Genomic DNA, 25,730 nt, shown 5'->3' on the forward strand with positions numbered 1-25,730 from the left:
CATCTGAGTCTTTAAGCAGGGGAACTAGCTGTGGCAGTGCAGTTTTAGCTTCTGCACCGATTCTCCCCAAAGCAGAGGCTGCATCCCTACGCACATTTGCATCTGAGTTTTTCAAGGCTTTAGCAAGGGCAGGAATAGCAGGGCGACCAATTTGTCTCAGAACGTTGGCAGCACTCCGGCGGACTTGCAAATTCTTATCCTGCACGGCTGCCATCAAAGCGGGGATAGCTGGTTCACCTATTTCTGCTAACTTCTCAATAGCTGCATCAAGTTCCCTGCCATCGTTAGTCTTTAACTTCTCGATGAGGGAAGCAATCTCTTTGGGATTAGCCTTGGATGCGCTCAGGTTTTCAGCAGCAGCATTGCCAGTCAACAGCAAAGGCGATGTGAAAGATAGAAACGAGAGGGCAATTACGGCAACTAATTTTTGTCGGTAGTGCTTCGTCATGGGCCAAAATCCTGATATTTAATGAGCAGTCTCAGCCATTTGAATAATTGTATCTACATTCTAATCAAATTGGTTCCAGAGTCGGGGCGATCTAAATTGGTGCTTGTCTGTGGTGAAAACGATCGCCCTAAATACTGCTTAAAAAGCGGCACTTTAAGAACATTCCGCAGTCTAAGGCATAATTAGATATCTTATATTCTATGATTTGTTTATGATTTCCGAACCCCTTACCCTCTCAACCAGCAATCCGGTTTTAGCAGCGAAAGGATTAACTCGCCGCTTTGGCGGTTTAATTGCTGTAAACGATGTATCTTTCACAGTTCAAAAACACGAAATTTTTGGATTGATCGGCCCTAACGGTGCTGGCAAGACCACTCTATTTAATGTAATGACTGGACTGATACCTGCCTCTAGTGGCAATCTGATTTATCAAAACGAAAATATTTCTAAACTGCGACCTTATCAAATTGCTAATAAAGGTATAGCCCGAACATTTCAAAATATTCGGTTGTTTGGGGAACTTTCGGCTGTGGAAAATGTGGCGATCGCCCGCCACATCCACAGTCGATCGGGCAATCCAGCTTTATCGCTGCTGGCAGGGATTTTCGGCTTGCCAGCGTCTAAGGAAATGGAACGCAAAACCCAGCGAAAAGCCTTAGAATTGTTGGATTTAGTCGGATTGGGCGATCGCGCGGGCGAACAAGCGCAAAACTTGCCCTACGGCGACCAGAGGCGCTTAGAAATTGCCCGCGCTTTAGCATTAGAACCGCAAATATTGCTGTTAGATGAACCTGCTGCGGGCATGAATCCCAATGAAAAGCACAAATTAAGCGAACTTATCCGAAAAGTGCGCCAACAATTCAATTTAACTGTAATATTGATCGAGCATCATGTACCGCTAGTTATGGGATTGTGCGATCGAATTGCCGTCTTACATTTCGGTCAGCTTATTGCCTTGGGCGAGCCTGCTATTGTCAGGAATGACCCGGCTGTGATTGAGGCTTATTTGGGAGATGAAATGTAGAAAATTTAACTCGTTCCCAGCCCGCGCCTTGGAACGAGTTAAATTAATAGTTAGCCTTAAATGAATCTTCCACTCCTCTTAAGAGGACTTCAGCTAGGAGCTAGTTTCAACCCCTGGCGGACTGCTGGAAAAGAGACAGTTTTGTTATTAACAATCAAGTCACAGAAAATGCACGACAGCCCACCCAAAACCCCCCAAAACATCCTCTTAGAACTCAAGAATATTTCTGTAAATTATGGTGGCATTCAAGCCATACAAAATATTAATCTCACGATTAATGCGGGCGAGGTTGTCAGTCTCATCGGTGCCAACGGTGCGGGCAAAAGTACCACTCTGAGAGCTATTTCTAAAATAGTTAATGTGCGACAAGGACAAATTATTTATAGCGGGCGCGACATTACCCGCCGCCAAGCTCACGAAGTTGTGAAATTGGGAATCGCCCACAGTCCAGAAGGGAGGCGCGTTTTGGCGCAGCAAACTGTGTTGACTAACTTAGAATTAGGGGCGTATATTCGATCGGACTCGGCGGCAGTAAAAGCCGATTTAGAGCGCCAATTTGAGATATTTCCGCGCCTAGCAGAAAGGCGCCGCCAGCTAGCAGGAACCCTCAGCGGTGGGGAACAGCAAATGCTGGCGATCGCCCGTGCCCTGATGTCGCGCCCGAAGCTGCTATTATTAGACGAGCCTAGTTTAGGTTTAGCACCTGCGATCGTCAAAGAAATTTTTGCAATTATTCAAAATCTGCGCTCCACAGGCGTTACAATCCTCTTAGTCGAGCAAAACGCCAGTTTAGCACTGCAAATTGCCGATCGGGGTTACGTACTAGAAGCTGGTAATATTACCCTCACAGGTATTGGAGCGGATTTGCTAAACGACGAGCGAGTCAGGAGCGCATATTTAGGTTGACTTGGTTAATTTTAGGAATCTTGACCGCTTTCTTTGAAGCCGTCAAAGACGTTTTTGGCAAACAAAACCTCAAAAAAAGTGACGAATATGTCGTCGCTTGGTCTTTCTCATTTTTTTCAGTCATCTGTTTGATTCCCTGGGTACTTTATACAGGAATTCCGGCATTAAACTCTCAATTTTGGCTCGCCCTACTAATCGGAGGTAGCATCAACGCTGTCACAGCCCTCCTCTACATCAAAGCCATCAAACTATCAGATTTATCCCTGACACTACCGCTGGTAGCTTTGACACCATTATTCATGTTGGTAACTTCACCGTTAATTGTTGGTGAATATCCCAAATTTTTTGATTATATTGGCATTTTACTAATCGTAGCAGGCTCTTATTTATTAAATATCAAAGAGAAATCTAAAGGATATTTAGCCCCATTCAAAGCACTGCTGGATGAACCCGGGCCAAAATTGATGTTAATCGTCGCATTACTATGGAGTATTGCCGCAAATTTTGACAAAATAGGAGTTACAAATTCCTACCCTATTTTTTGGATATTCTCTTTGTTTGGTACAATGAGTGTTTTGCTACTGCCAGTTTTATTGCACAAAACCCCAAATCCAGGGCGACAAATTCTCAAAGAATTACCAATGCTAGCTGCTATGGGGTTTATCAATGCTATTGGACTGATTTTTCAAATGCAAGCTTTGACATTAACTTTGGTAGTGCAAGTGATCGCGATTAAGCGTACTAGCGTGTTAATGGGTGTATTGTTCGGTCATTTCATTTTTAAGGAAAAAGATATTCAACAAAGATTATTAGGGGCCGGAATCATGATTTTGGGAGTTTTATTTATCAGTTTATAGGTTGAGATTTCCGGGACTTTGACGCTCATTCTCCCCCCGAATGTAGGGGCGGTGCCCCCGTGCCCGCCCTCTCGGTTGGGCGGGAATGTCCGGGTGGGAAACACGCCCTAGCCTCTATTGATGTATAAGTCATGTTATACTCAAGGCGATCGCACTTTCTCTCACTATTTTTATTAAGATAAAAAAAATTAATGCACAAAATAGCCGCCACACCCGGAGGTTGGAACCCTCAAGCAGAAGGAGTAATTTTTATTCAGCAAACCCCAGCACCAATAGTATTTATTAGTGCTGCTGACACCGACATTCAAACTCTCGCAGCCGCCGCATCCAAAATGCCGGCAAAATTTCCAAAAGTGCGCGCAGTAAACCTGCTTCAGTTGCAGCAACAACTAACAATTGATACTTATGCCGAGGAAGTTTTAGAACGCGCAGAGGTGATAATCTTAAGGCTGTTAGGAGGGCGTTCTTATTGGTCTTACGGGTTAGAGATTCTGCGGGAAACTGTGCAGAAAACTAACGCAGCACTGATTGTAATGCCGGGAGAAGACAGTCCCGACCCCGATTTAATCAGCCATTCCAATGTATCGCTATCAGCAGTCAATAAACTGTGGCGTTACTTCACAGAAGGTGGAGTCCAAAACTTTGTTAACGCACTCAAGTTTGCCGCCGATACTTGCCTGAAAACTGCTTACAAGCCGCCGCTACCTCAAACAGTTTCCCGCGTCGGAATTTACGATTGGAAAAAGCAAACTGAATCGTCTCTAACTTGCGTACACGGGGACATTACTTCTACATCTAAAGTCGGAATTTTATTTTATCGTGCTCATTACTTATCAGGAAACTTAGCACCAGTTGATGCACTTTGTCAAGCTCTAGCAGAGCGAAACTTAGTACCCGTTCCCGTCTTTGTGTCTTCTCTGCGGGAACCAGATTTGCAGATAGAATTGCTGGAATATTTCCAGCCAAAAGAATCAGAACCAATTCAATTATTGCTCAACACCACAAGTTTTGCAGTTTCCGGTTTTAGCAGTCAAGAACCGGAACAAAACAGCTTAAAATCCTTAGACGTTCCCGTATTGCAAGCAATCTTCAGCGGTGGCGGTTTGGAAGAGTGGGAAACTGAACTTCAGGGACTTTCGCCCCGCGATGTAGCGATGAATGTAGCATTGCCGGAAGTAGACGGAAAAATCATTACTAGGGCTGTTTCTTTTAAAGCGGTACAGACTTGGAACAGCGAATTAGAAACAGATGTAGTAGGCTATGTAGCAGCGGGCGATCGCATTCAATTTGTAGCAGATTTAACCGCGAATTGGGTGAAGATGAAACAAACCCCAGCCGCCAACAGACGCATCGCCATAATTCTGGCAAATTACCCCACTCGCAACGCCCGCTTAGCCAACGGCGTCGGCTTAGATACACCCGCTAGCTGTGTCGAAATCCTCAAAGCTATGCAGCAAGCCGGCTATCAAATTGAAAACATCCCCGCTAGCGGCAACGAGTTAATTGAACTGTTAACTTCTGGCGTAACCAATGACCCGGAAGGACGCGAATTGGGGCCTGTTAATCAATCTTTGGATTTGGCACAATATGAAGAATATTTTGCTAGTTTGCCACCGGAAGTACAGGAGGGGATTTGTAAAAGATGGGGGCTTCCGGGAAGCTATGCACAAGATTTTATAAGTAACAATACGTCTTTTCCGATTCCGGGAATTCAGTTTGGGAATGTATTTGTGGGAATTCAACCATCGCGGGGATATGAAATTGACCCTAGTTTGAACTATCATGCCCCCGACTTAGAACCAACTCACAATTATCTAGCTTACTATTATTGGCTACGAGAAAAGTGGGGAATTGATGCTATAATTCATGCCGGAAAACACGGCAATTTAGAATGGCTTCCCGGTAAAAGTATAGCCTTGTCTAACAAATGTTATCCAGAAGTAGCATTAGGCGCGATGCCGAATTTTTATCCCTTCATTGTCAACGATCCGGGGGAAGGTTCCCAAGCAAAAAGACGATCGCAAGCTGTGATTATCGACCACCTGACACCGCCGATGACTCGCGCCGAACTCTACGGGCCTTTGCAGCAGTTGGAAACCTTAATTGATGAGTATTGCGAAGCCCAAAGTTTAGATCCGTCCAGATTGCCCATGATTCGCGATCGCATTCTCGCCCTCACCAACAAAGAAAACTTAGATAAAGACTTAGGAATACAACTAAATAAATCGGAATTTACAGAATTTATCACTCGCACAGACGGCTATCTTTGCGAACTAAAAGAATCCCAAATCCGCGACGGATTGCACATTTTCGGTCAGTGTCCCGAAGGTAGACAGTTGCGCGATTTGATAATTGCGATCGCCCGCCATCCCACCAACGGGCGATCGGGCATAACCCGCGCCCTAGCAGAAGACTCAGGCTACGATTTCGACCCCTTAACCTGCGATCCAACCTCGATAATTCAGCACCGCACAGCAGGCGATTTAACCGCAGAACTCGAAGAAAAAGCCGCTGAATTAGTAGATAAATTAATCGGAAACATCCGCGTTCATCCGCGTTCAAATGCGGTTAAAAATATTCCAATAGGAGAAGCAACACAACAAGAATTAGACTGGATAAATAACTATCTTTTACCTTCACTCCTCCAAACAAACCAAGAAATTACCAACCTTTTGCGCGGCTTAGATGGGCGGCACATACCAAGCGGCGCATCCGGCGCGCCCACTCGCGGCCGACCAGATGTATTGCCCACCGGTCGCAATTTTTACTCAGTAGATATCCGTGCCATTCCCACAGAAACCGCCTGGAGAGTTGGCAGAGTTGCTGCTGAAACTTTAATCGAAAGATACACCCAAGAAAACGGCGAATATCCGAAAACTTTGGGTTTGTCAGTGTGGGGAACATCCACCATGCGGACGGGGGGAGACGACATAGCCGAAGCCTTGGCGTTGATAGGAGTTCAACCAGTTTGGGATGGCCCTTCGCGCCGGGTTGTAGATTTTGAAATCTTGCCAGTTTCTGTTTTGGGGCGGCCGCGCGTTGATGTTACTTTGCGAATTTCTGGCTTTTTCCGCGATGCTTTTTTTAATTTAATTGATTTGTTTGACAGTGCGGTAAAAGCTGTGGCAGATTTAGACGAATCGGCAGAAAACAACCCTTTAGCGGCACAAGTTAAGGAAGAGATTTTGTATTGGGAATCTACAGGTTTGAGTCAGGAAGAGGCGCAAGGGCGATCGCAATTTCGAGTCTTTGGCTCAAAACCAGGTGCTTACGGCGCAGGACTTCAAGGCATAATTGAAGCTCAAAACTGGACAGACGACAGCGATTTAGCAAAAGCTTACATTAATTGGAGCAGTTACGCCTATACCTCCTCTAGTTCCTCAAATTTGCAGGGAGATGTAGCAGGAGTTAAACAGAGTGAATGGGGATGTTCTGCACCCGAAGCATTTGAAAAACGCCTCGGTCAAATGCAAATAGTTCTGCAAAACCAAGACAACCGCGAACACGACATCCTCGACTCGGATGATTATTATCAATTCCAAGGCGGAATGACGGCAGCAATTCGCAATTTGCAAGGCAAAAATCCTGAAACCTATTTCGGAGACAATTCAATTCCCGAAAATCCGAAAGTGCGGCAACTGCGGGAAGAAATTGCGCGGGTTTATCGCAGTAGGGCTGTGAATCCCAAATGGATAGAAGGTGCGATGCGACACGGTTATAAAGGCGCGTTTGAAATTGCAGCAACTGTAGATTTTTTGTTTGCTTACGATGCTACGGCAAATTGTGTAGAGGATTTTATGTATGAAGGAATCGCAGAGGCTTACATTTTTGATGAGAAAGTGCAGGCATTTATTCAAGAAAACAATCCTTGGGCACTGCGAGATATGGCGGAAAGATTGCTAGAAGCTCGTCAGCGGGGGTTGTGGGAGAGTGCGAACCAGGATACATTGGATAAATTGAGGTCGATCGCCCTGCAAGCCGAAGCAGTCATCGAATCCCATACTGGTTTCTAGTCTAAACGGAGAAATGATAGAATTTAGTTAATATGCGAGGAATCCATGTTGCGCGATCTCACCATCCAAAATTATCGCTGTTTTAAAGATTTTCATATCGACGAGCTAGCTAGGGTTAATCTGATAGTTGGTCAGAACAATAGCGGTAAAACTACTTTTTTGGAAGCCATTTATTTATTAGTCCAACAACAGAGTATTCAAGCTTTGTTTGATGTACTAAATGGCCGTGGTGAAATGAGCAACATAAAAACTCAACTTGCATCGGGCCAAGCAGTAAACCGGAGCAAGTATCAATTTGAACATATTTTTTACGGACATCAACTAACCCCAGATCGAAGTATTTATATTCAATCCCAGAAAGAAGAACAACTCTCACTCAAAATCCAAGCAACCCCTACAAACCAACAAGTGGTAATTCCGGTAGCTGAAGAACTAGAAACAAGCTTTTTAGCATGGGAATTAATTGCTTACTACAATCAAAATTCCCAAGTCAAAATTTCACTGCTGCGCGATGCGACTATTGCTAATATTAGTAGTTTACTTTCTGTTCAGTCAACAGAGATAAATGATAACTCTTTGTCGCTTGTTGGAGCCAGCCAAGATAATTATAATTTAATCAAAACTACGGCAATAACTTTTAACAAAATGGCTGGGCTTTGGGATGCTATAACACTGACACCCAAAGAAGAAAGCGTAGTAGCAGCACTGCAAATCTTAGAACCAGATGTAGAACGTATTAGTTTTACCAGTAATCCCACTAATAACAGTGGTATTTTGATTAAAATTAGAGGACACAATCACCCAATTCCTCTAGGCAGTATGGGAGATGGTATGCAACGAATTCTTAGTATAGCAATGGTAGCCGTCTCATCAGAGAATGGGTTTTTGTTGGTTGATGAAATTGATACAGGTCTTTACTATCAAACCCAAACTGATATGTGGCGATTGATATTTGAAACAGCACAGCGATTGAACGTTCAAGTCTTTGCAACTACCCACAGTTGGGACTGCATAGCCGCATTTCAAGAAGCCTTAGAACAATCAGAAGATAGTTCTGTTGGCAAATTATTTCGCTTGAGCCGACGTGGCGAGGATATTCGTGCAGTTGAATACACTCCCGATGAATTGTCCGTTGCAGTGCGCCAAAGTATCGAGGTGCGCTGATGCCAAAAGCACGAAAACCTCCTCAACCAAAACCTCAACAGTTATTGGTAGAAGGTAAGAATGACCGACACGTAATCTGGGCTTTGTGCCAGCAATATCAACTGCCAGAAACATTTTCCGTCGAAGTACCGCAAGAAGAAGGTACAGAAGGAGTTGAAGCGCTGCTAAATGGCTTGCCAGAAAGATTGAAAGCAGAGAATTTACGCACGTTGGGAATTGTGGTAGATGCCGATCGCAATTTAAGTGGGCGGTGGCAATCTCTTAAAGATAAACTGAGTTCGATCGGCTATCGAGACATCCCGCAATCTCCCCCTCCCGAAGGCTGGGTTTGCACACCTTCAGATCCATACTTGCCTCGCGTCGGAGTTTGGTTGATGCCAAACAATCAACTTCCTGGAATGTTAGAAGATTTTGTCGCCTATCTCATCCCCCCTGGCGACACCCTGCATCCGAAAGCCGAAGCAATTTTACAAGAGCTCGAACAAGCCGGACTTAACCGCTACACTTTAATTCATCATCCCAAAGCACTAATCCACACTTGGCTGGCATGGCAGAAAACGCCTGCAATGCCGATGGGACAAGCAATAACAGCGCAGGTGCTTAGCTGCGATTGCCCGATCGCCTTAATTTTTATTGAATGGTTAAAACATCTGTTTGAGCTAATTGCTCGATCCGCCGAATAATTAGTAATATCTAGTAATGTTTCGCGATCGCTGAAAGCTTTATGATTCGCCGCTACATTGCTAGCATCAGCACCAGCATCCTCAAACGTACCTGCGCCGCAACCGCCTTGCTAGCCGTAACTTTGGGATGTTCGTCAACGAAGGCGCCCAACACCGCAGCGCCATCGGGTTCGATCGAATCTGCCGTCCTAGCCCAGCCCCCAACGTCTCTGTTAGCTCAAAACCCCAACAAATCCAAAAAATCCCTCAGCGTTGCTTCATGCCCCCAAAACGATGGCTTCACGGAGTCGGTTAACTTTGCTACCCAAGCTTCTAATTTGGCTCAATCAGCCAATTCAAAACAAGACTGGGACGAAGTAGCCGCCCTGTGGGTGCAGGCCGTCGCTTGGATGCAAGCGGTTCCCCCCGGCAGTCCCAGACGGGCGTTTGCTGAGAAAAAAGTAATCGAGTACATGAGAAACCTGGTTTATTCCCAGCAGCAAGCGAGCGCAACCAGATCGCAAGCCAGTACAGTCAGCTTCAGCAGCGATTTGCTAAACGAACAACTCGAACTTTACCTATCCTACGTTGCTGCCGTCGGGCCACCAGATGTTTTGATTGTCGGCAGTTCCCGCGCATTGCAGGGCGTCGATCCCAAACAGCTAAAACAATCTTTGACCCAAAGGGGTCGTCCGGGCTTAAAAATATTTAACTTTTCAGTCAACGGCGCCACTGCACAAGTAGTTGACTTTCAACTACGGCGGCTTTTGAAGCCCGGTCATTTGCCTCAAATGATTATCTGGGCAGACGGTGTGCGGGGATTTAACAGCGGCCGGGACGATCGCACTTTTAATTCGATCGTCGATTCTGAAGGCAGCCAACTTTTAGCCCTAGGCCTTCGCCCCGAACTGCCGTCGGATGAACCGAATGTGATTCCGCTGTGTTACAGATTCCCGCAGCCCTGCGCTAACAAAACTTTCCGCAGAGCATTTACCTCTGTCGATCGACCTTTAAGGGGCGGGCAAGATGCCCAACCCCTACTCCCCACAATCAAATCCCTGTCTAGTGGAACGGGCATCTTGCCCGTTGTTGACACCCGCCCCGCAATCAAATCCCTGTCTAGTGGAACGGGCATCTTGCCCGTTGCTGACACCCACCCCCCAATCAAATTCCTGTCTAGTGGAACGGGCATCTTGCCCGTTGCTGAGAATGCTGCAAGATATGACTTAAAACCGATCGCAGCGGATGCAGCAAATCAAAAAGCACAATTGATTCCAGTCTCGCGACGGACAACAGTAGCAATGAGGCAAGTCAACCAATTGGCAGATTCGATCGACTCCAACGGATTCATGGCGATGTCGGGCAAGTACAATCCCAACACTTATTATCGAGAACGCGCTTACGTTTCAGGCCAGTACGATCGCGACTACGAAAACTTCAACCTCGGAGGCAAACAAGCAACAGCCTTTAATTCAGTTGTAGCATTTACCAAAGCTCGCAAAATTCCCCTAATTTTCGTTAATTTGCCCCTCACCAACGACTACTTAGACGGAACTCGCCTGCGGGCAGAACAGCAGTTCCGGCAGCGAATGCAGCAACTCTCCCGGCAAAAAGGCTTCGCTTTCCGCGACTTGTCGCAGCGGTGGCCGGGCCGCAATGACTATTTTGTTGACCCCAGCCACCTCAACCGCTTTGGGGCGAGCGCAGTTTCTAGCCTACTCGCGGCCGATTCCAGCATTATCTGGCCACGGCCCAAATCCAGCCGCAGCGAGGGATAATACCATTTTCGATTTTCGATTAAAGAATTGGGAATGACAGATAGACATCTCCCAAAAAGCCTGTCAAGAACAGGCAAGATGCCTGTTCCACAATAATTATTGGAGATGTCTGATGAGATAAGGGTTGGGAGTTTTCCAACAATTGCATTACTTTTTGGAACTGGTATAAACCAGAGGGATAGTCTCCGAGGGGAGATGTCCTGTGGCATCGGCATAATATTTTTCCGAGTACAGTGCGATCGTCCCGCTCGTGGCGATTCAGTCTAAAATCTAATAGACATCTCCTAAAAAGCAGGTTTTGAACAGGCAGGATGCCTGCTTTACAAGAATTATGGGAGATGTCTAATAATCTAAAATCCAAAATCTAAAATCTAAAATCGATAGGTTGTGCAACTAAAACAAGTAATTATCGCCCACAAAGCCAGAGATACCCTCAGCCAGCGGTGGGCAGAACAGTGTGCCCGCCAATTAGAAAGTCGAGGGTGTCACGTTTTAATGGGGCCGAGTGGGCCGAAAGATAACCCGTATCCAGTGTTTTTAGCTTCTAGTAACAGCCCAATTGATTTAGCGGTAGTGCTCGGCGGCGACGGTACGGCCCTAGCTGCTGCGCGGAATTTGGCGGCTGACGGCATCCCGATTTTGGCAGCGAATGTGGGCGGACATCTGGGTTTTTTAAGCGAGTCTTTTGAGGATTTCCAAAATACTGAGGAGATTTGGGACAGACTTTCGGAAGACAAGTATGCCGTGCAGAAGCGGATGATGTTGCAGGCGGCGATTTTTGAGGGAAACAGAACTAATCTTGAACCGGAAAGCGATCGATTTTTGGCACTAAATGAAATGTGTGTCAAACCTGCTTCAGCCGATCGAATGCCGAGCTGTATTCTAGAAATGGAAGTTGACGGCGAAGTAGTCGATCAATATCAAGGCGATGGTTTAATTGTGGCAACTCCCACAGGTTCGACTTGCTACACCGCATCTGCCAACGGGCCGATTATTCATCCCGGCATGGACGCGATCGCAGTTACTCCGATTTGCCCTTTGAGTTTATCCAGTCGGGCGATCGTCCTCCCGCCCGGTTCAGTCGTCAGCATTTGGCCTTTAGCAGATTACGAACTCAGTACCAAACTCTGGACAGACGGCATTTTGGGTACTGCAATTTGGCCAGGACAGCGCGTAGACGTGCGGAGGGCAGACTGCGAAGCCAAGTTTATCATTTTGCGGGAAAACTATTCTTATTACAACACTTTGAGGGAAAAACTTCACTGGGCAGGAGCCAGAATTCGCTACAGCAACAATCACCGCAATTAATCCGAATCATCCACCATGAAACGGCATTAACCCGTGGAGCAGGTAAGCGTGAAAAAACCTGTTAAATCACCAACAATCTAGATACAAAAACCGCCATCAGCCAACCCATAATCTCTGTACTTTGTTAAGATCTCTCAATCATCTTGACAAACAGCCTGATCCATGCAGATTTCCAAAAAATCAACCCGACCTTTCAACCCTCAAGATACATATCCCTGTCCCGTGTGCCGCACCGGCCAAATTTCCACCCTAGCGCTGATGGACGCCCTAGCTTGCAACTTCTGCCAGCACATTTATACCGCAAGCGTTGAAAGACAATCGCTCCAAATGGCAGATCGCCAACCGCCCGTAACTTGGCACTGGAACGGCAAACAGTGGATAGGAGCCCACCTCGAAGGCGTAGAATTCGGATGGCCATACTTTGCCGCGGCTATTGGTCTAATTTTCCTTCCCACTACCTTGCTGGGACTTTCAGCTTACTATTTTCCCCCGGTTCCCGGCAGCCGCTTGTCGTGGCTGCCCGCAGCTTGGACAGGTTTAGCTTTTTTGTCCCATTTAGGCATTGTGCTGTGGTTGGTAGGTGAATTTTATCAATTCCCGGTGGCAACTTACTTCAGAGCTTGGGGGCGCAGGATTGGCCGACGCTAGCTTGATGCTCTCAAAAACCCGATCGCCCCAGGACGGCGCACCGACATCGATCCAGGTAAAATTAGAGGCGATCGCAAAACTCTCGCCCAAATCCGCACTTAAGCAGCTATAATCGTTAGCTATTCTAAATAGTCAAAAGCAAACGCATTGCGATTTGTGAGGAGAGCGATGAACATACTTGGAATCTCGGCGTACTATCACGACAGCGCCGCAGCCTTAATTCGCGACGGAGAAATTATAGCAGCAGCGCAGGAAGAAAGATTTTCCCGCAAAAAGCATGACGCCAGATTCCCTAAGAATGCGATCGCTTATTGCCTGAAAGAAGCGCAAATAGATTTGCGGGAAGTCGATAGAATAGTCTTTTACGACAAACCTTTAGTCAAATTCGAGCGCCTTCTCGAAACCTATTTAGCCTACGCACCCCAAGGTTTTCGCTCTTTCCTAACTGCCATGCCGATATGGCTCAAAGAAAAGCTTTACCTCAAAACCATGCTCAAAAGAGATCTGGCAGCAATAGCAAACTGCAAAACGAATAAACTGCCATCTCTGCTATTTACCGAACACCACCAATCGCACGCAGCATCGGCATTTTTTCCCAGCCCCTTTGAAAAAGCCGCCGTTTTGTGCCTAGACGGCGTGGGCGAGTGGGCCACAACCTCAGTTTGGTTGGGAGACGGGAACCAACTGACACCTCAGTGGGAAATCGATTTTCCCCACTCCTTGGGTTTGCTTTATTCAGCTTTCACCTATTACACCGGCTTCAAAGTCAACTCTGGTGAATACAAACTCATGGGTTTAGCTCCTTACGGCGAACCCAAGTATGTAGACAAGATTCTCAACTATTTAATCGACCTCAAAGATGACGGAACTTTTCGTTTGAACATGGATTATTTCAACTATACAGTTGGCTTAACCATGACAAACAAGAAGTTTGACGAACTTTTTGAAGGGCCACCGCGTCAAGCTGAAGGAAAATTGACACAGCGGGAAATGGACATTGCAGCTTCCATTCAAGTTGTTACCGAAGAAGTTGTTTTGCGACTTTGCAGAACAGTTAAAAAAGAATTGGATGTCGATTATCTTTGTATGGCCGGCGGCGTTGCTCTCAACTGTGTTGCTAACGGTAGACTCTTGCGGGAAGGTATTTTCAAAGATATTTGGATTCAGCCGGCGGCGGGAGATGCTGGGGGTGCTTTGGGCGCGGCGTTGGCGATTTGGTACCAATATTGCGAACAAACTCGCACTGTGAGCGCGAACTCGATACCAAATAGTATAGAATCCCTCAAAACTGAACTTGTCACTGCAAATGCAGCGGTTGAGGAGAGGACTGAAGTTCTCACTGCAAACCCAGCGGTGGCAACTGTGGCGAAGTCTGTTGCTCATTTAACTTGTCACGATCAAATGCGTGGCTCTTATTTGGGCCCGAGGTTTACTGACGCAGAAATTCTCGAATATTTGGATGCAGTCAAAGCCAGCTATCACCGATTGGACGATGCCGAATTAATGCCGCAGTTGGCTGAAATTTTGGAACAGGGAAATGTGGTGGGATGGTTCCAGGGGCGGATGGAATTTGGGCCGCGCGCTCTGGGCGGTCGATCGATCATTGGCGATCCCCGCAGTGCTAAAATGCAGTCCGTGATGAACCTGAAAATTAAATATCGGGAATCATTTCGACCTTTTGCTCCGTCAATCTTAGCCGAACGAGTTGCGGATTATTTCGAGATTGACCATTCTAGCCCTTATATGCTATTGGTAGCACCTGTCAAGTCCAGTCTCCGCATTCCGATGAGTCCCGAACAAGAGCAGTTGTTTGGCATTGAAAAGCTCAACATTCCGCGATCGGAAATTCCGGCTGTCACCCACGTCGATTACTCGGCTCGCATCCAAACTGTTCACAAAGAAACCAATCCTCGCTACTATGACTTAATCAGTCATTTTGAAGAGCGATCGGGCTGTTCTATTGTGGTAAATACTTCTTTCAACGTCCGAGGCGAACCCATTGTTTGCACCCCAGAGGATGCTTACCGCTGTTTCATGCGAACCGAAATGGACTATCTGGTATTGGAAAATTACTTGCTTCCCAAGTCCGAACAAATTCCTTGGAAACAAGATGATGCTTGGAAAAATGAATTTGAACTCGATTAGTCATTAGTCATTAGTCATTAGTTATTAGTCATTAGTTATTAGTTGGAACGAATAACTAATAACTAATTCCCAATTCCCAATTCCCAATTCCCAATTCCCCATTTCTAATGAGCGACGAAATTAAAAAACTCGATAAAAAAGGCTTGCGCGATTTCGGGCTGCTAATTGGCGGCTTGATTGCAGTGCTGTTCGGTTTAGCAGTACCTTTACTGCGGCGGCATTCTCTACCTTGGTGGCCCTGGGCAATCGGCGCAGTCCTAATCGTGCTAGGATTGGTGGCGCCGAAATCGCTGAATCCCGTTTATCACGCGTGGATGCGGTTTGGACTTATTCTTAACAAGATCGAAACGCCGATCGTCTTAGGGATAGTTTTTTACCTTATAATTTGGCCGATGGGAGTGCTCAAAAAGATTTTCGGCGAAGATGCAATGCGACGAAAATTGAATCCGAAAATGGATACTTACCGCGTCCAAAGTAAAGAAAGAACCAAAGTTAGTATGGAGCGTCCTTTTTAAGTGTTTGAAGCAACTTTAGATTTTCTCAAAGATTTGTGGGCGTTTATGAAAGAACGCCAAAAGTATTGGCTGTTGCCGTTAATTGTGACTTTAGTCTTTTTGGGAGCTTTGATTGTATTGAGTCAGGGTTCTGTGATTGCTCCATTTATTTACACGCTGTTTTGAAATAATGAGCAAGTTGAAAAATTTGGGTGTCAATTTTGGTTTGACACTCGGCGGTTTATTGATGGGGGTGGTAATTGGTGAAATTGGATTGCGAGTTGCTAAAGTTGAGGGCTATCCAAAAATAGGAGATTTCGTAGAGTCGGCGCCAACTCGTTTTCACACTTCCGATCCAAATTTGGGCTGGAAACTGAAACCGGGTGCGTCGGGGGAGTGGAATGGGGAAGGTGCAAGTTTTGTGCAGGTGAATAGCGAGGGTTTGCGCGATCGTGAACATACAAAAGCCAAACCTCCAAATACTTTGCGGGTTGCGGTTTTGGGTGATTCTTTCACCGAAGCAATTCACGTACCTGTCGAACAAACTTTCTGGTCGAAATTGGAACGAAAGTTAGGCAACTGCGAAGCTGTTAAGGGACGCAAAAATGTTGAGGTCATGAATTTCGGGGTGCAGGGCTACGGTACTGCTCAACAATTGATAATGCTGCGAAAAAAAGTGTGGGATTACAGTCCTGATATTGTAATTCTTGCTTTTTTTATTGGTAATGATATAATTAACAATTCGCCGCAATTGGAATACGATCGCTACCGACCATTTTTTGCTTATGATGCTAGCGGCAAGTTAGTACCGGATATGTCTTTTCGCAATCTGGCGCCCATTGACCGCAACGAAAGAGCAGTTTCCTTTGTAGACCGAATGCCCAGTCTGATCGTCAACAATTCGCGCATTCTGCAGGTCATTAAAAAGGTAGACTTAGAGCGGAAAAAGCGGGAGTTATCGGGACACTTTACCACTTTAAGTACCCTGAACCTCAAGGAACCTCAGGATGCAGCTTGGCAAGAAGCTTGGAGGGTGACAGAGGGTTTGATTGTGACGATGCGGAATGAAGTTGTGCAGAAAAATGCTGATTTCTTGGTTGTGACGATCGGCGATCCGATGCAAGTTCGACCGGAAGCCCAGAGGCGAAAAAATTTTATGAGAAAGAACAACATTCAGGATTTATTTTATCCCGATAGGCGGCTGGAAAATTTGGGCGCGCGCGAGGGTTTTCGGGTACTGAATTTATCGGAACAGATCCAAGGTTACACTGAAAAATATCAAGTCTGCGCCCACGGTTTTGAGAATTCTGTACCCTGTGGGGGTCACTGGAATGAACTCGGGCATCGGCTGGCTAGTATCCTGATTAACCGAAATTTGTGCGAAAATTTGAAGCAGTCTCAAGTCCCCAAAAAACAACCGTAATCAGTCAAATTTCATGAAAGATTCAACGGCTTTGAAAAAAGGCAAAAACATATTAATTATAATCGCGGTTAATTTGGCGACCGCCTTTATTTGTCTGGAAGCTTTGTCGCTAGCTTTTTATTTTATCAACCAAAAGCAGTTTTTTTATACCCGAACTAAAGCCAAAGAAAAAGTAGTAGAAGATATTGAAAGGATCGGCATTAGGCTTGATGAATCTATCGTAGAAAGACTGCACCCACTTTTTGGCTATGTACTCAAACAAGGTGCCTTCACCAATGAAAAATTAAAGTTAAAAGTCAACAAACACGGCTTTTTTTCCCTATACGAATATCCGTTTATTAAAACTAATAAAAATCAACTTATTATCGGACTTTTTGGCGGTTCAGTTGCGAATAACTTTGCAGTTGATGAATACGTAAATCGCAGATTGTCTAACAAATTGAAGAGTTATCCAGAATTTGTCAACAAAGAAATTATTGTTTTAAATTTTGGCAACGGCGGCTACAAACAACCCCAACAATTATTAATTTTAAATTACTTTCTGGCTTTGGGTCAAGAGTTAGATGTAGTCATCAATATTGACGGTTTTAACGAAGTAGCACTGTCAAATTTAAATAACAAAGCCCAAGTAGAAATAGGAATGCCCAGCGTTCAGCACATACAGCCTCTGACTGGTTTAGCCAACAACAACTTGTCACCGGAAGCGATGAGTTCGATCGTGAAAATTAACGAAAACAAAAAACAATTGAAAGCAGGTATCGACAAATTGCAAACTTGTCAACTTGCTTTGTGTCACGCTGTTACCTCGCTACAGGTGAAACAATTAGTCAACAATTACCAGCAAGCAGTTGTCAAGTACGATTCGCAAGTAAAACAATCCAACCCAGACACGGCAAATAGCGGTATAGTATACATTCCCAAAGCTGACTTTGTTTTGCCGGATGCCGCTGCTTTTGACAAAATGGCATCGATGTGGTACGAATCGTCGATCGGCATGAATCAAATTTTATCCAGTAGAAAGATAAAATATTTTCACTTTATCCAGCCCAACCAGTATTATCCCACCAAGCGAGCCTTTACCGCCAAGGAGAACGAAATCGCGATCGACCCGAAGAGTCCTTACATTGAAGGGGTGAAAAAAGGTTATCCGGTATTGTTGTCCAAAGTCGATGATTTGCAAAAAGCTGGGGTTAATATTTTTAGCGCAGTGAATATTTTAGACAATACAAAAGAAACTGTTTACAAAGATGCCTGTTGCCACTATAATTCAGTGGGAGAGGAAGTATTAGCTAACTATGTTTCTAGTTCCATTATTAAAGTAGTAAGAGAGTCGAAATAGAGGTTTATGAAAGATTTTAAATCCCTCAAAAAAGGACAAGAATTTCTCAAGATAACTTTGATTAATTTAGTGCTTTTACTGGTTTTCCTCGAAGTCGGTTCTTTGGGATGGTATTTTGTCAAGCATAAGCAATTTTTCTATACTAGAGAAAAGGTGCAAAATAAGTCGGATTTAGGAATTAACTTAGAAGGAGTGCGGCTGAATCAGTCTATTGTTGAAAGGTTTCATCCTTTTTTGGGCTTTATTCAACAACCAGGCCCCGATTTTCGCCCTGGTTTTAAAGTTAACAATTACGGATTTATCTCTCCTTACGATTACCCTTTGAAAAAAACCAAGAAAAATCAATTTATTGTCGGAGTTTTTGGCGGTTCTGTGGCTTCTAATTATGCAGTATTTGAAGTTCAAAACAAAATTTTACCTCAATACCTCAAGCAGGTTCCCGGTTTGAAAGATAAAGAATTTGTAATTTTGTCTTTTGCTACGGGAGGCTACAAACAACCCCAGCAATTATTAATTTTAAACTATTTTTTGGCTTTAGGGCAAGAACTGGATCTAGTCGTCAATATAGATGGTTTTAATGAAGTAGCACTTTCTAACTTAAACAATAAAAATCAAGTCGATTTGGCGATGCCAAGTATTCAGCATATTTTGCCGCTGACTAGCTTGGCGAATAATAGCCTTTCTACAAAAGCGATGAAAGCAACTATCAGAATTAAAGAAAATAAAGCTAGGATTAATCAGGGTTTGTCAAGTTTGCAAAACTGTTCTTTCGCTGCGTGCGATGCTTTGACTTCGGTTTACGTTCAAAATCTAGTCAATAACTATAAAACCGATGTCATTAAGTTTGAAAAAGAACGGACTCAACAAAAAAAAGATGACACTGGCAGCGTTATTTACATCAATACTAATAAGTCGGTTTTACAGGATTCATTAGCTTTTGAACAAATGGCCCAGAATTGGGTGAAAAGTTCAATTTTTATGCACAAAGTTCTGTCTGCTAGTAATGTACCTTATTTTCATGTTCTTCAGCCTAATCAATATTATCAGACGAAAAGGGTGTTTGGTGAAGCCGAAAAGCAGATTGCTTTTAACAAGGAGACTCCTTATGCTAAATCTGTGCAAATTGGATATCCGGCTCTTTTCAAAAAGTTTCCGAATTTGGAAAAAAATAATATCAATCTAGTGAATGCTGTCAATGTTTTTGATAAGACTAAAGAGGCTGTTTATGTAGATAGCTGCTGCCACTACAATCAAGCTGGAGAGGTGGTTTTCAGCAATTATGTAGGTCGTTCTATTCTGGAATCTTTGCGGAAAGATGAGGCTAGAAGCAAAAAGAAGTAGGTCTGAAATATCCGCTGAATGGTTGATGTAGGGTGCGCCTAGCGCACCTTACCGCTGAGTTTAAATTTTAGGTTTTTGGTTGGGTTCTATGTCGATCGCCCGCTGAGTCGATCGGCATTACCAAGATTTTATCAACTCGGTTGCCGTCCATATCGACTACTTCCACGCGCAAACCGTTCCACTCAAAATGCTCGGCTGCTGTGGGAATTTTGCCCAAATTAGTAATCACAAAGCCGCCCATTGTGTGGTAACTTCCTTTGTGTTCTGCTGACTCTTCGATTCCAAACAGCTCAAAAAAATCTTCGACTGCTAGCATTCCGTCTAACAGCCAAGAACCGTCTTCGCGCTGCACGGCTTCCGGCTCGTCAGCATCTTCTATTGAGGGAAAGTCGCCAACGAGTTCGACTAAAATGTCGTTGACTGTAACCAATCCTTGAATTACCCCGTATTCATCTACTACCAAGGCAATTTGATTGCTAGATTGTTTGAAAAGTTCTAATACTTTTAAACCCCGCGTGCTTTCCGGTACAAATAACGGTCGTCGTAAAGAAGCGCTTAAGTCCAGGGGTTGACCAGTTAAAGTCCGAGACAGCATATCAGTAACGTGTACTAAACCGACAACGTTGTCTAGCCCTCCCTGACACACGGGAAACCGAGAATGACCACTGCCGAGCATTTTTTGGCGGTTTTCTTCCACTGAATCATCTAGATCGAGCCAGGTAAGATCGGGACGCGGGGTCATTAAGGCGCTGACTCGCCGATCGCCCAAACGAAACACTCTTTCTACCATGTCTTGTTCGGCTTCTTCAAAGGTTCCGGCTTCGGTGCCTTGCTCGATTAAAACTTTAATTTCCTCTTCTGTAACTTGCGGTTCTGTCGAGGGGGCTATCCTCATCAGCCGCATCACTAAGTCAGTGGAATGACTTAACAGATAAACCGCAGGAGCGCCAATTTTTGAGAGCATTCGCATGGGAATTGCTACGCTAGAAGCGATCGGCTCCGGGTTGTTGAGCGCTAGCCGCTTCGGCACCAGTTCGCCAATAATTAAGGTCAGATAAGTGATGGTTAAAACTGCTACTACTGAGGCGATCGTCTGAGAATAGGGCGCGAGGGCAGGAATCAGGCGCAACACAGGCTCTACTCTTCTAGAAATCGTCGTTTCTCCGAAAGCGCCCGACAGAATGGCCAGCATCGTAATCCCGATTTGAACTGTCGGCAAGAACTGATTGGGGGCATTAGCCAGATCCAAGGCTACGCGGGCATTGGCTGAACCTTGGTTGGCCATCTGTTGCAGTCTCACCTTCCGTACAGAGATGATGGCCATCTCTGACATCACAAACAAGCCATTGAGGAAAATTAGCAGGAGAACAATCAGAATATCGGTACTTGGGGACATTTCTAAAATTTTCGGTAGTAACGGCGAAGCGCTCTGCCCGGTTAGTCGATTTTAGATTTTAGATTTTAGATTTTAGATTGACTCCGCAGCCAGTATCTGGGGGATTTCCCTAATGTCTAAAATTCTTCGATCTTCACAACTTGAGTCGGGGGCTGGTATCCGTCTTTGGGTGCAGTCACAGGAGAGGTCTGGAAGCTGCGAATCTCGATCGCAAAATCGAAATTTTTTCTAAACCTGTCACTAGATTAACGGAACTGGCTCGATCGCGATCGCAGGATCGAGATATTAAAGGAGAAATCTATCCCCAGTTAAGTTCCAAGGCGTCAACAGCAGATCGCCACAATCATGGATGTTTGTCGTACAATCTCCTTAACAGGCAAAGGGAAAGAGCCTTCGCCGATCGGGGATTAAAATTAAAAGCGCATGACTTTCTCTTCAATAATTCGTACCCTAGGGCGATCGCCCCTAGCAACAGAACTCCTCAACAAGCTCAAGCGCCATCGCTACGTGCAACTCTCCGGCATCGCCCGTTTGCCTAAAGCTTTGGTAGCTTCCGCCCTCGCACAGCAAGAGGGGCGAAACTTATTGGCAGTAACGGCTACTTTAGAAGAAGCCGGCCGCTGGGTTGCCTCTTTAGAGGCGATGGGCTGGCAAACCGTACATTTTTACCCGACTTCGGAGGCTTCACCCTACGAGCTATCTTACTCCGACGAGAACGAAATGACGTGGGGGCAAATGCAGGTGCTGGCGGATTTGGTCGAAAAACAAGAAACAAACGCTAATTCTAAGCCGCTCGCGATTGTAGCTACCGAAAGAGCTCTGCAGTCTCACTTGCCGCCGCCTGCTGCTTTTAAACCCTATTGTCTGACGCTGAAGCGAGGTGCGGTTCAAGACTCGAAGATACTGGATCGTCAACTGGTATCGATGGGGTACGATCGGGTGACTCTGGTGGAAATGGAGGGCCAGTGGAGCCGCCGGGGCGATATTGTCGATGTGTTTCCGGTAGCGGCGGAGTTGCCGGTGCGGCTGGAGTGGTTTGGGGATGATTTGGAGCAAATTCGGGAGTTTGACCCGTCTTCGCAGCGATCGCTCGATAAGGTAGATCGGTTAATATTAACTCCTACTAATTTTAACGCCATTATTAAAGCAGTTTTAGCCGAAAAGAAGCTTGACGAAATTAACCACTTAGGCTCTGTTGACACAGAAAATGAAACCGAAAAATTTGTCCGCCGGCTGTTGGGTTTAGCGTTTGAAAAACCCGCATCTTTGTTGGATTATTTGCCAGAAAATACTTTAGTTGTTGTTGACGAACCGCAAGGGTGCGAAGCTCACAGCGACCGCTGGTTTGAGAATGCACAGGAACAGTGGAATAATTGCAATCGGGAATCGGAAGTTGCGGAGGCGGGAACAGAAAATTTGCCAATTTCTAATTTGAAAGTTCCGAAAATTCACCGCACTTTTGCTGAATCTATGGCAGATGTCGCAGCTTTCGATAGGCTAGAACTTTCTGAATTGGCAGAAGATTCTACGGCTAAAAAACTTCAAAGCTCTGCGGAGGGCGACCAGCTACCGTCTGCGATTAATTTGGCTTCTCGACCTGTGCCGGTGATGCCTCACCAATTTGCGAAGCTGTCTCAAATGCTCAGGGAAGAGCGCGATCGGGGTTTTACTATTTTCCTGGTTTCTGCTCAACCCAGCCGTTCTGTTTCTCTGCTTTCGGAACACGACTGTCCGGCTCAGTTTGTGGTGAATCCACGCGATTATTTGGCGATCGACAAGTTGCAATTGCAGCACATTCCGGTGGCTTTGAAGTACAGCGGACTGGCAGAATTGGAAGGGTTTATTCTGCCGACTTTTCGGATTGTGTTAATTACCGATCGGGAATTTTATGGTCAGCATTCTCTTGCTACTTTTAGCTACGTCCGCAAACGCCGCCGCGCTGCTTCTAAGCAAGTAGACCCGAATAAATTAAGCCCGGGTGATTATGTGGTTCACCGCCAGCATGGAGTGGGTAAATTTATCAAGTTGGAACGTTTGACGATCGATCGCGAAACTCGCGAATATTTATTGATTCAATACGCTGACGGTACTCTGAGAGTGGCCGCAGATCAATTGGGCGCTTTGTCGAGGTTTCGGACTGTAGGCGATAAAGTACCGGATCTAAACAAGCTGACAGGCCAAACTTGGGAAAAAACTAAAACAAAGGTTCGCAAAGCTGTTAAAAAATTGGCAGTGGATTTGCTGAATCTTTATGCTAAAAGAGCTAAACAAACAGGTTACGCTTTTCCTCCTGATATGCCTTGGCAACAAGAATTAGAGGATTCTTTTCCTTACCAGCCAACGCCGGACCAGTTGAAGGCAACTCAGGATGTGAAACGCGACATGGAGGGCGATCGACCGATGGATCGCTTGGTGTGTGGCGATGTCGGTTTTGGTAAGACAGAAGTGGCTCTGAGAGCGATTTTTAAGGCGGTTACGGCGGGCAAGCAGGTGGCTTTGCTCGCGCCGACGACGATTTTGACCCAACAGCACTATCACACGCTCTCGGAGCGTTTTTCCCCTTATCCGATCGAAGTTGGTTTGCTCAATCGGTTTCGCACTGAAACCGAGCGCCGGGAAATTCACAAGCGTTTGGCGACTGGGGAATTAGATGTGATTGTCGGTACTCAAGCTGTTTTGAGCAAAGCGATTAAATTTCGGGATTTGGGCTTGTTGGTGGTGGATGAAGAACAGCGGTTTGGAGTTAAGCAAAAGGAAGCGATTAAAGCTCTCAAAACCGAGGTAGATGTTCTGACTCTGACAGCAACGCCGATTCCCCGGACTTTGTATATGTCGCTGTCGGGGATTCGCGAGATGAGTTTGATTGCGACTCCGCCTCCCAGCAGGCGCCCGATTCAGACGCATTTGGCTCCCTATAACGCAGAAACGGTGCGATCGGCAATTCGTCAAGAGTTGGACAGGGGTGGTCAGGTGTTTTACGTGGTGCCCCGGATTGAGGGGATTGATGAGTTGGCCGCTCAGTTGCAGGAGATGGTTCCGTCTGCCAGAATTGCGATCGCCCACGGTCAAATGGAGGCGTCGGAACTAGAATCCATCATGCTGACTTTCAGCGCGGCAGATTTCGATATTTTGGTGTGCACGACGATTATTGAGTCGGGTTTGGATATTCCGCGAGTCAATACCATTTTAATTGAAGACGCGCAGCGGTTTGGTTTGGGTCAGCTTTACCAGTTGCGGGGACGGGTGGGACGCGCGGGGATTCAAGCTCATGCTTGGCTGTTTTATCCCAAGCAGAACCAACTTTCTGATGCTGCAAGGCAGAGGCTGCGGGCAATTCAAGAGTTCGCGCAGTTGGGTTCGGGCTATCAGTTGGCTGTCCGAGATATGGAAATTCGCGGTTCGGGTGATGTTTTGGGTACTGAACAGTCGGGTCAAATGGAGGCGATCGGTTTTGATTTGTATGCGGAAATGTTAGAGGAGGCTATTCGGGAAATTAAGGGTCAGGAAATTCCGAAAGTGGAGGACGCGCAAATCGACCTCACTTTGACGGCGTTTATTCCTGCTGATTACATCGCAGATTTGGATCAAAAGATGAGTGCTTATCGGTCTGTGGCTTCTGCTAATAACCCAGAAGAGTTACAGCAGATTCAGGCTGATTGGTGCGATCGTTATGGGCCAATTCCTCTTCCAGCCCAGCAACTTATCCGTGTGGTCGAACTCAAACAAATCGCTAAAAAAATTGGTTTTTCTCGGATCAAACCGGAGAATAAGCAGCACATTGTGTTGGAAACACCTATGGAGGAGCCTGCTTGGAATTTGCTTAAGGCTAATTTGCCGGAACATTTGCAAGCTCGTTTTGTCTACAGCAAGGGGAAGGTTACTATTCGAGGTATGGCTGTTTTGACTGCCCAAAAGCAATTGGATAATTTGATTGATTGGCTGGGTAAAATGCAGAGCGCTTTGCCGGAAGCAAATCTTTAATTTTGATATATAATCGCCCAATCTAGCGCACCGCCGAAACCACAGAATTATACCGATAGAACCGGAAAAAATATTACTGCTGTTTTCATGATTGTTGTAGGGAGAGAAAGGATTAAAATCGTGAAAAGGTTAGTGAGTATTTTTTTGGCGATCGCCCTACTGCAAGGAGTCCCAATGGCGGTTCAATCTCAAGAAATAATTGACCCGATCGACCGGGTTGTGAGTGCAGGGTTGATGAATAAAGATGCCAGTGGCAATTTTAATGCTGAGGGTCTTGTCAGTCGCGCTGATTTGGCGGTGATTTTAGTAAAAACTTTTGGTTTGGAACGGCGGAAAACCGCTCAGAAACCGGATAGGGAATTGCCGGATGTACCGAAGAGTTACTGGGCTTACACTGCGATTCAAACTGTTTTGAAAACGGGAACGATGAGTGGATATCGCGACGGAATGTTTTTCCCAAATCAAAGGGTGACTCGCGCTGAAGCTTTGGCGATTTTTGCTCAAGCTTACGGGGTTTTTCAGTTTCCAGACCCCAGCATTTCCGAGATTTTAGCTAAGTATCCAGATGCAGGGGAAATTCCTAATTGGGCTAGAAAGTCTATTGCTACTGCACTTTATGAAGGGTTTGTTAATGTTGAACTCGGAACTAATAAGATTAATCCTTTGAAGCCGATGACTCGCGGGGATATCGCTTACGCTTTGAGCAAGTATTTGGAGCGGCAAGTAAGGCCAACTTCTTTGCCTGTCCCGGACGAGGAGCCTCCTAATCGTGGCGTGGGAAGGTGATAGTGTTGAGTTGTGAC

At 45.6% G+C, this 25,730-nt stretch carries 19 protein-coding genes; 17 read left to right on the top strand and 2 right to left on the bottom strand.

The window, feature by feature from the left end; all coding sequences use genetic code 11:
* The coding region (locus QUA70_RS13910) for a HEAT repeat domain-containing protein (protein WP_333410457.1) at nt 1–448 on the bottom strand (448 nt) is incomplete at its 3' end.
* 211 nt (nt 449–659) lie between these two features.
* Between QUA70_RS13910 and QUA70_RS13915 the strand changes: the two genes are divergently transcribed.
* The 15 genes from QUA70_RS13915 to QUA70_RS13985 all read left to right on the top strand — a co-directional run bounded on the left by QUA70_RS13915 (nt 660) and on the right by QUA70_RS13985 (nt 19,550).
* A complete protein-coding gene (locus tag QUA70_RS13915; RefSeq protein ID WP_333347650.1) occupies nt 660–1,472 on the top strand; it encodes an ABC transporter ATP-binding protein in 813 nt (270 codons plus the stop codon).
* A 168-nt stretch (nt 1,473–1,640) separates the two neighbouring features.
* Nucleotides 1,641–2,378 (top strand): ABC transporter ATP-binding protein, encoded by a 738-nt coding sequence (locus QUA70_RS13920; protein ID WP_333347653.1) that lies wholly within the window; start codon nt 1,641–1,643, stop codon nt 2,376–2,378.
* Nucleotides 2,375–3,235 (top strand): EamA family transporter, encoded by an 861-nt coding sequence (locus QUA70_RS13925; protein ID WP_333347655.1) that lies wholly within the window; start codon nt 2,375–2,377, stop codon nt 3,233–3,235. The genes QUA70_RS13920 and QUA70_RS13925 overlap by 4 nt, the downstream gene beginning before the upstream one ends.
* A gap of 191 nt (nt 3,236–3,426) precedes the next feature.
* Entirely contained in the window at nt 3,427–7,248 is a 3,822-nt protein-coding gene (gene cobN / locus QUA70_RS13930; RefSeq protein ID WP_333347658.1) for a cobaltochelatase subunit CobN, read from the top strand.
* A 45-nt stretch (nt 7,249–7,293) separates the two neighbouring features.
* Entirely contained in the window at nt 7,294–8,412 is a 1,119-nt protein-coding gene (locus QUA70_RS13935) for an AAA family ATPase (RefSeq protein ID WP_333347661.1), read from the top strand.
* Nucleotides 8,412–9,095, top strand: a complete 684-nt coding sequence (locus QUA70_RS13940; RefSeq protein ID WP_333347664.1) for a DUF3226 domain-containing protein — start codon at nt 8,412–8,414, stop codon at nt 9,093–9,095. The genes QUA70_RS13935 and QUA70_RS13940 overlap by 1 nt, the downstream gene beginning before the upstream one ends.
* Before the next feature lie 41 nt (nt 9,096–9,136).
* On the top strand, nt 9,137–10,852 hold the full coding sequence (locus QUA70_RS13945) for a hypothetical protein (RefSeq protein ID WP_333347667.1): 1,716 nt from the start codon (nt 9,137–9,139) through the stop codon (nt 10,850–10,852).
* Between the two features lie 387 nt (nt 10,853–11,239).
* Complete coding sequence (locus QUA70_RS13950; protein WP_333332430.1) at nt 11,240–12,160, top strand: NAD(+) kinase; 921 nt, start codon at nt 11,240–11,242, stop codon at nt 12,158–12,160.
* A gap of 162 nt (nt 12,161–12,322) precedes the next feature.
* A complete protein-coding gene (locus tag QUA70_RS13955) occupies nt 12,323–12,808 on the top strand; it encodes a hypothetical protein (RefSeq protein ID WP_333332433.1) in 486 nt (161 codons plus the stop codon).
* 168 nt (nt 12,809–12,976) lie between these two features.
* Nucleotides 12,977–14,953, top strand: a complete 1,977-nt coding sequence (locus tag QUA70_RS13960) for a carbamoyltransferase (RefSeq protein WP_333347670.1) — start codon at nt 12,977–12,979, stop codon at nt 14,951–14,953.
* 107 nt (nt 14,954–15,060) lie between these two features.
* Nucleotides 15,061–15,468, top strand: coding sequence for an SxtJ family membrane protein (locus tag QUA70_RS13965; RefSeq protein WP_333332438.1), 408 nt, complete (start codon nt 15,061–15,063; stop codon nt 15,466–15,468).
* Complete coding sequence (locus QUA70_RS13970) at nt 15,469–15,633, top strand: DUF5989 family protein (protein WP_190657062.1); 165 nt, start codon at nt 15,469–15,471, stop codon at nt 15,631–15,633.
* Nucleotides 15,634–15,637: 4 nt separating this feature from the next.
* A complete protein-coding gene (locus QUA70_RS13975) occupies nt 15,638–16,870 on the top strand; it encodes an SGNH/GDSL hydrolase family protein (protein ID WP_333347673.1) in 1,233 nt (410 codons plus the stop codon).
* A 13-nt stretch (nt 16,871–16,883) separates the two neighbouring features.
* Entirely contained in the window at nt 16,884–18,209 is a 1,326-nt protein-coding gene (locus QUA70_RS13980) for a hypothetical protein (RefSeq protein WP_333347676.1), read from the top strand.
* A gap of 6 nt (nt 18,210–18,215) precedes the next feature.
* On the top strand, nt 18,216–19,550 hold the full coding sequence (locus QUA70_RS13985; protein WP_333347678.1) for a hypothetical protein: 1,335 nt from the start codon (nt 18,216–18,218) through the stop codon (nt 19,548–19,550).
* 67 nt (nt 19,551–19,617) lie between these two features.
* Here QUA70_RS13985 and QUA70_RS13990 read toward each other — a convergent pair whose 3' ends face one another.
* Nucleotides 19,618–20,946, bottom strand: coding sequence for a hemolysin family protein (locus tag QUA70_RS13990; RefSeq protein ID WP_333332450.1), 1,329 nt, complete (start codon nt 20,944–20,946; stop codon nt 19,618–19,620).
* Between the two features lie 423 nt (nt 20,947–21,369).
* On the opposite strand from QUA70_RS13990, the gene mfd reads away from it, so the two are divergent.
* On the top strand, nt 21,370–24,927 hold the full coding sequence (gene mfd, locus QUA70_RS13995; protein WP_333347681.1) for a transcription-repair coupling factor: 3,558 nt from the start codon (nt 21,370–21,372) through the stop codon (nt 24,925–24,927).
* Between the two features lie 120 nt (nt 24,928–25,047).
* Nucleotides 25,048–25,713, top strand: coding sequence for an S-layer homology domain-containing protein (locus tag QUA70_RS14000; RefSeq protein WP_333410459.1), 666 nt, complete (start codon nt 25,048–25,050; stop codon nt 25,711–25,713).
* Nucleotides 25,714–25,730 lie beyond the last annotated feature (17 nt).

The sequence above is a fragment of the Microcoleus sp. LAD1_D5 genome, from assembly GCF_036702115.1.
GTDB lineage: Bacteria > Cyanobacteriota > Cyanobacteriia > Cyanobacteriales > Microcoleaceae > Microcoleus.

What these genes read in the sequence shown, in the direction of transcription:
- QUA70_RS13915 (WP_333347650.1), top strand. Translation starts at nt 660, where the DNA reads ATGATTTCCGAACCCCTTACCCTCTCAACCAGCAATCCGGTTTTAGCA.
- QUA70_RS13920 (WP_333347653.1), top strand. Translation starts at nt 1,641, where the DNA reads ATGCACGACAGCCCACCCAAAACCCCCCAAAACATCCTCTTAGAACTC.
- cobN (WP_333347658.1), top strand. Translation starts at nt 3,427, where the DNA reads ATGCACAAAATAGCCGCCACACCCGGAGGTTGGAACCCTCAAGCAGAA.
- QUA70_RS13935 (WP_333347661.1), top strand. Translation starts at nt 7,294, where the DNA reads ATGTTGCGCGATCTCACCATCCAAAATTATCGCTGTTTTAAAGATTTT.
- QUA70_RS13940 (WP_333347664.1), top strand. Translation starts at nt 8,412, where the DNA reads ATGCCAAAAGCACGAAAACCTCCTCAACCAAAACCTCAACAGTTATTG.
- QUA70_RS13945 (WP_333347667.1), top strand. Translation starts at nt 9,137, where the DNA reads ATGATTCGCCGCTACATTGCTAGCATCAGCACCAGCATCCTCAAACGT.
- QUA70_RS13955 (WP_333332433.1), top strand. Translation starts at nt 12,323, where the DNA reads ATGCAGATTTCCAAAAAATCAACCCGACCTTTCAACCCTCAAGATACA.
- QUA70_RS13960 (WP_333347670.1), top strand. Translation starts at nt 12,977, where the DNA reads ATGAACATACTTGGAATCTCGGCGTACTATCACGACAGCGCCGCAGCC.
- QUA70_RS13965 (WP_333332438.1), top strand. Translation starts at nt 15,061, where the DNA reads ATGAGCGACGAAATTAAAAAACTCGATAAAAAAGGCTTGCGCGATTTC.
- QUA70_RS13975 (WP_333347673.1), top strand. Translation starts at nt 15,638, where the DNA reads ATGAGCAAGTTGAAAAATTTGGGTGTCAATTTTGGTTTGACACTCGGC.
- QUA70_RS13980 (WP_333347676.1), top strand. Translation starts at nt 16,884, where the DNA reads ATGAAAGATTCAACGGCTTTGAAAAAAGGCAAAAACATATTAATTATA.
- QUA70_RS13985 (WP_333347678.1), top strand. Translation starts at nt 18,216, where the DNA reads ATGAAAGATTTTAAATCCCTCAAAAAAGGACAAGAATTTCTCAAGATA.
- QUA70_RS13990 (WP_333332450.1), bottom strand. Translation starts at nt 20,946, where the DNA reads ATGTCCCCAAGTACCGATATTCTGATTGTTCTCCTGCTAATTTTCCTC.
- mfd (WP_333347681.1), top strand. Translation starts at nt 21,370, where the DNA reads ATGACTTTCTCTTCAATAATTCGTACCCTAGGGCGATCGCCCCTAGCA.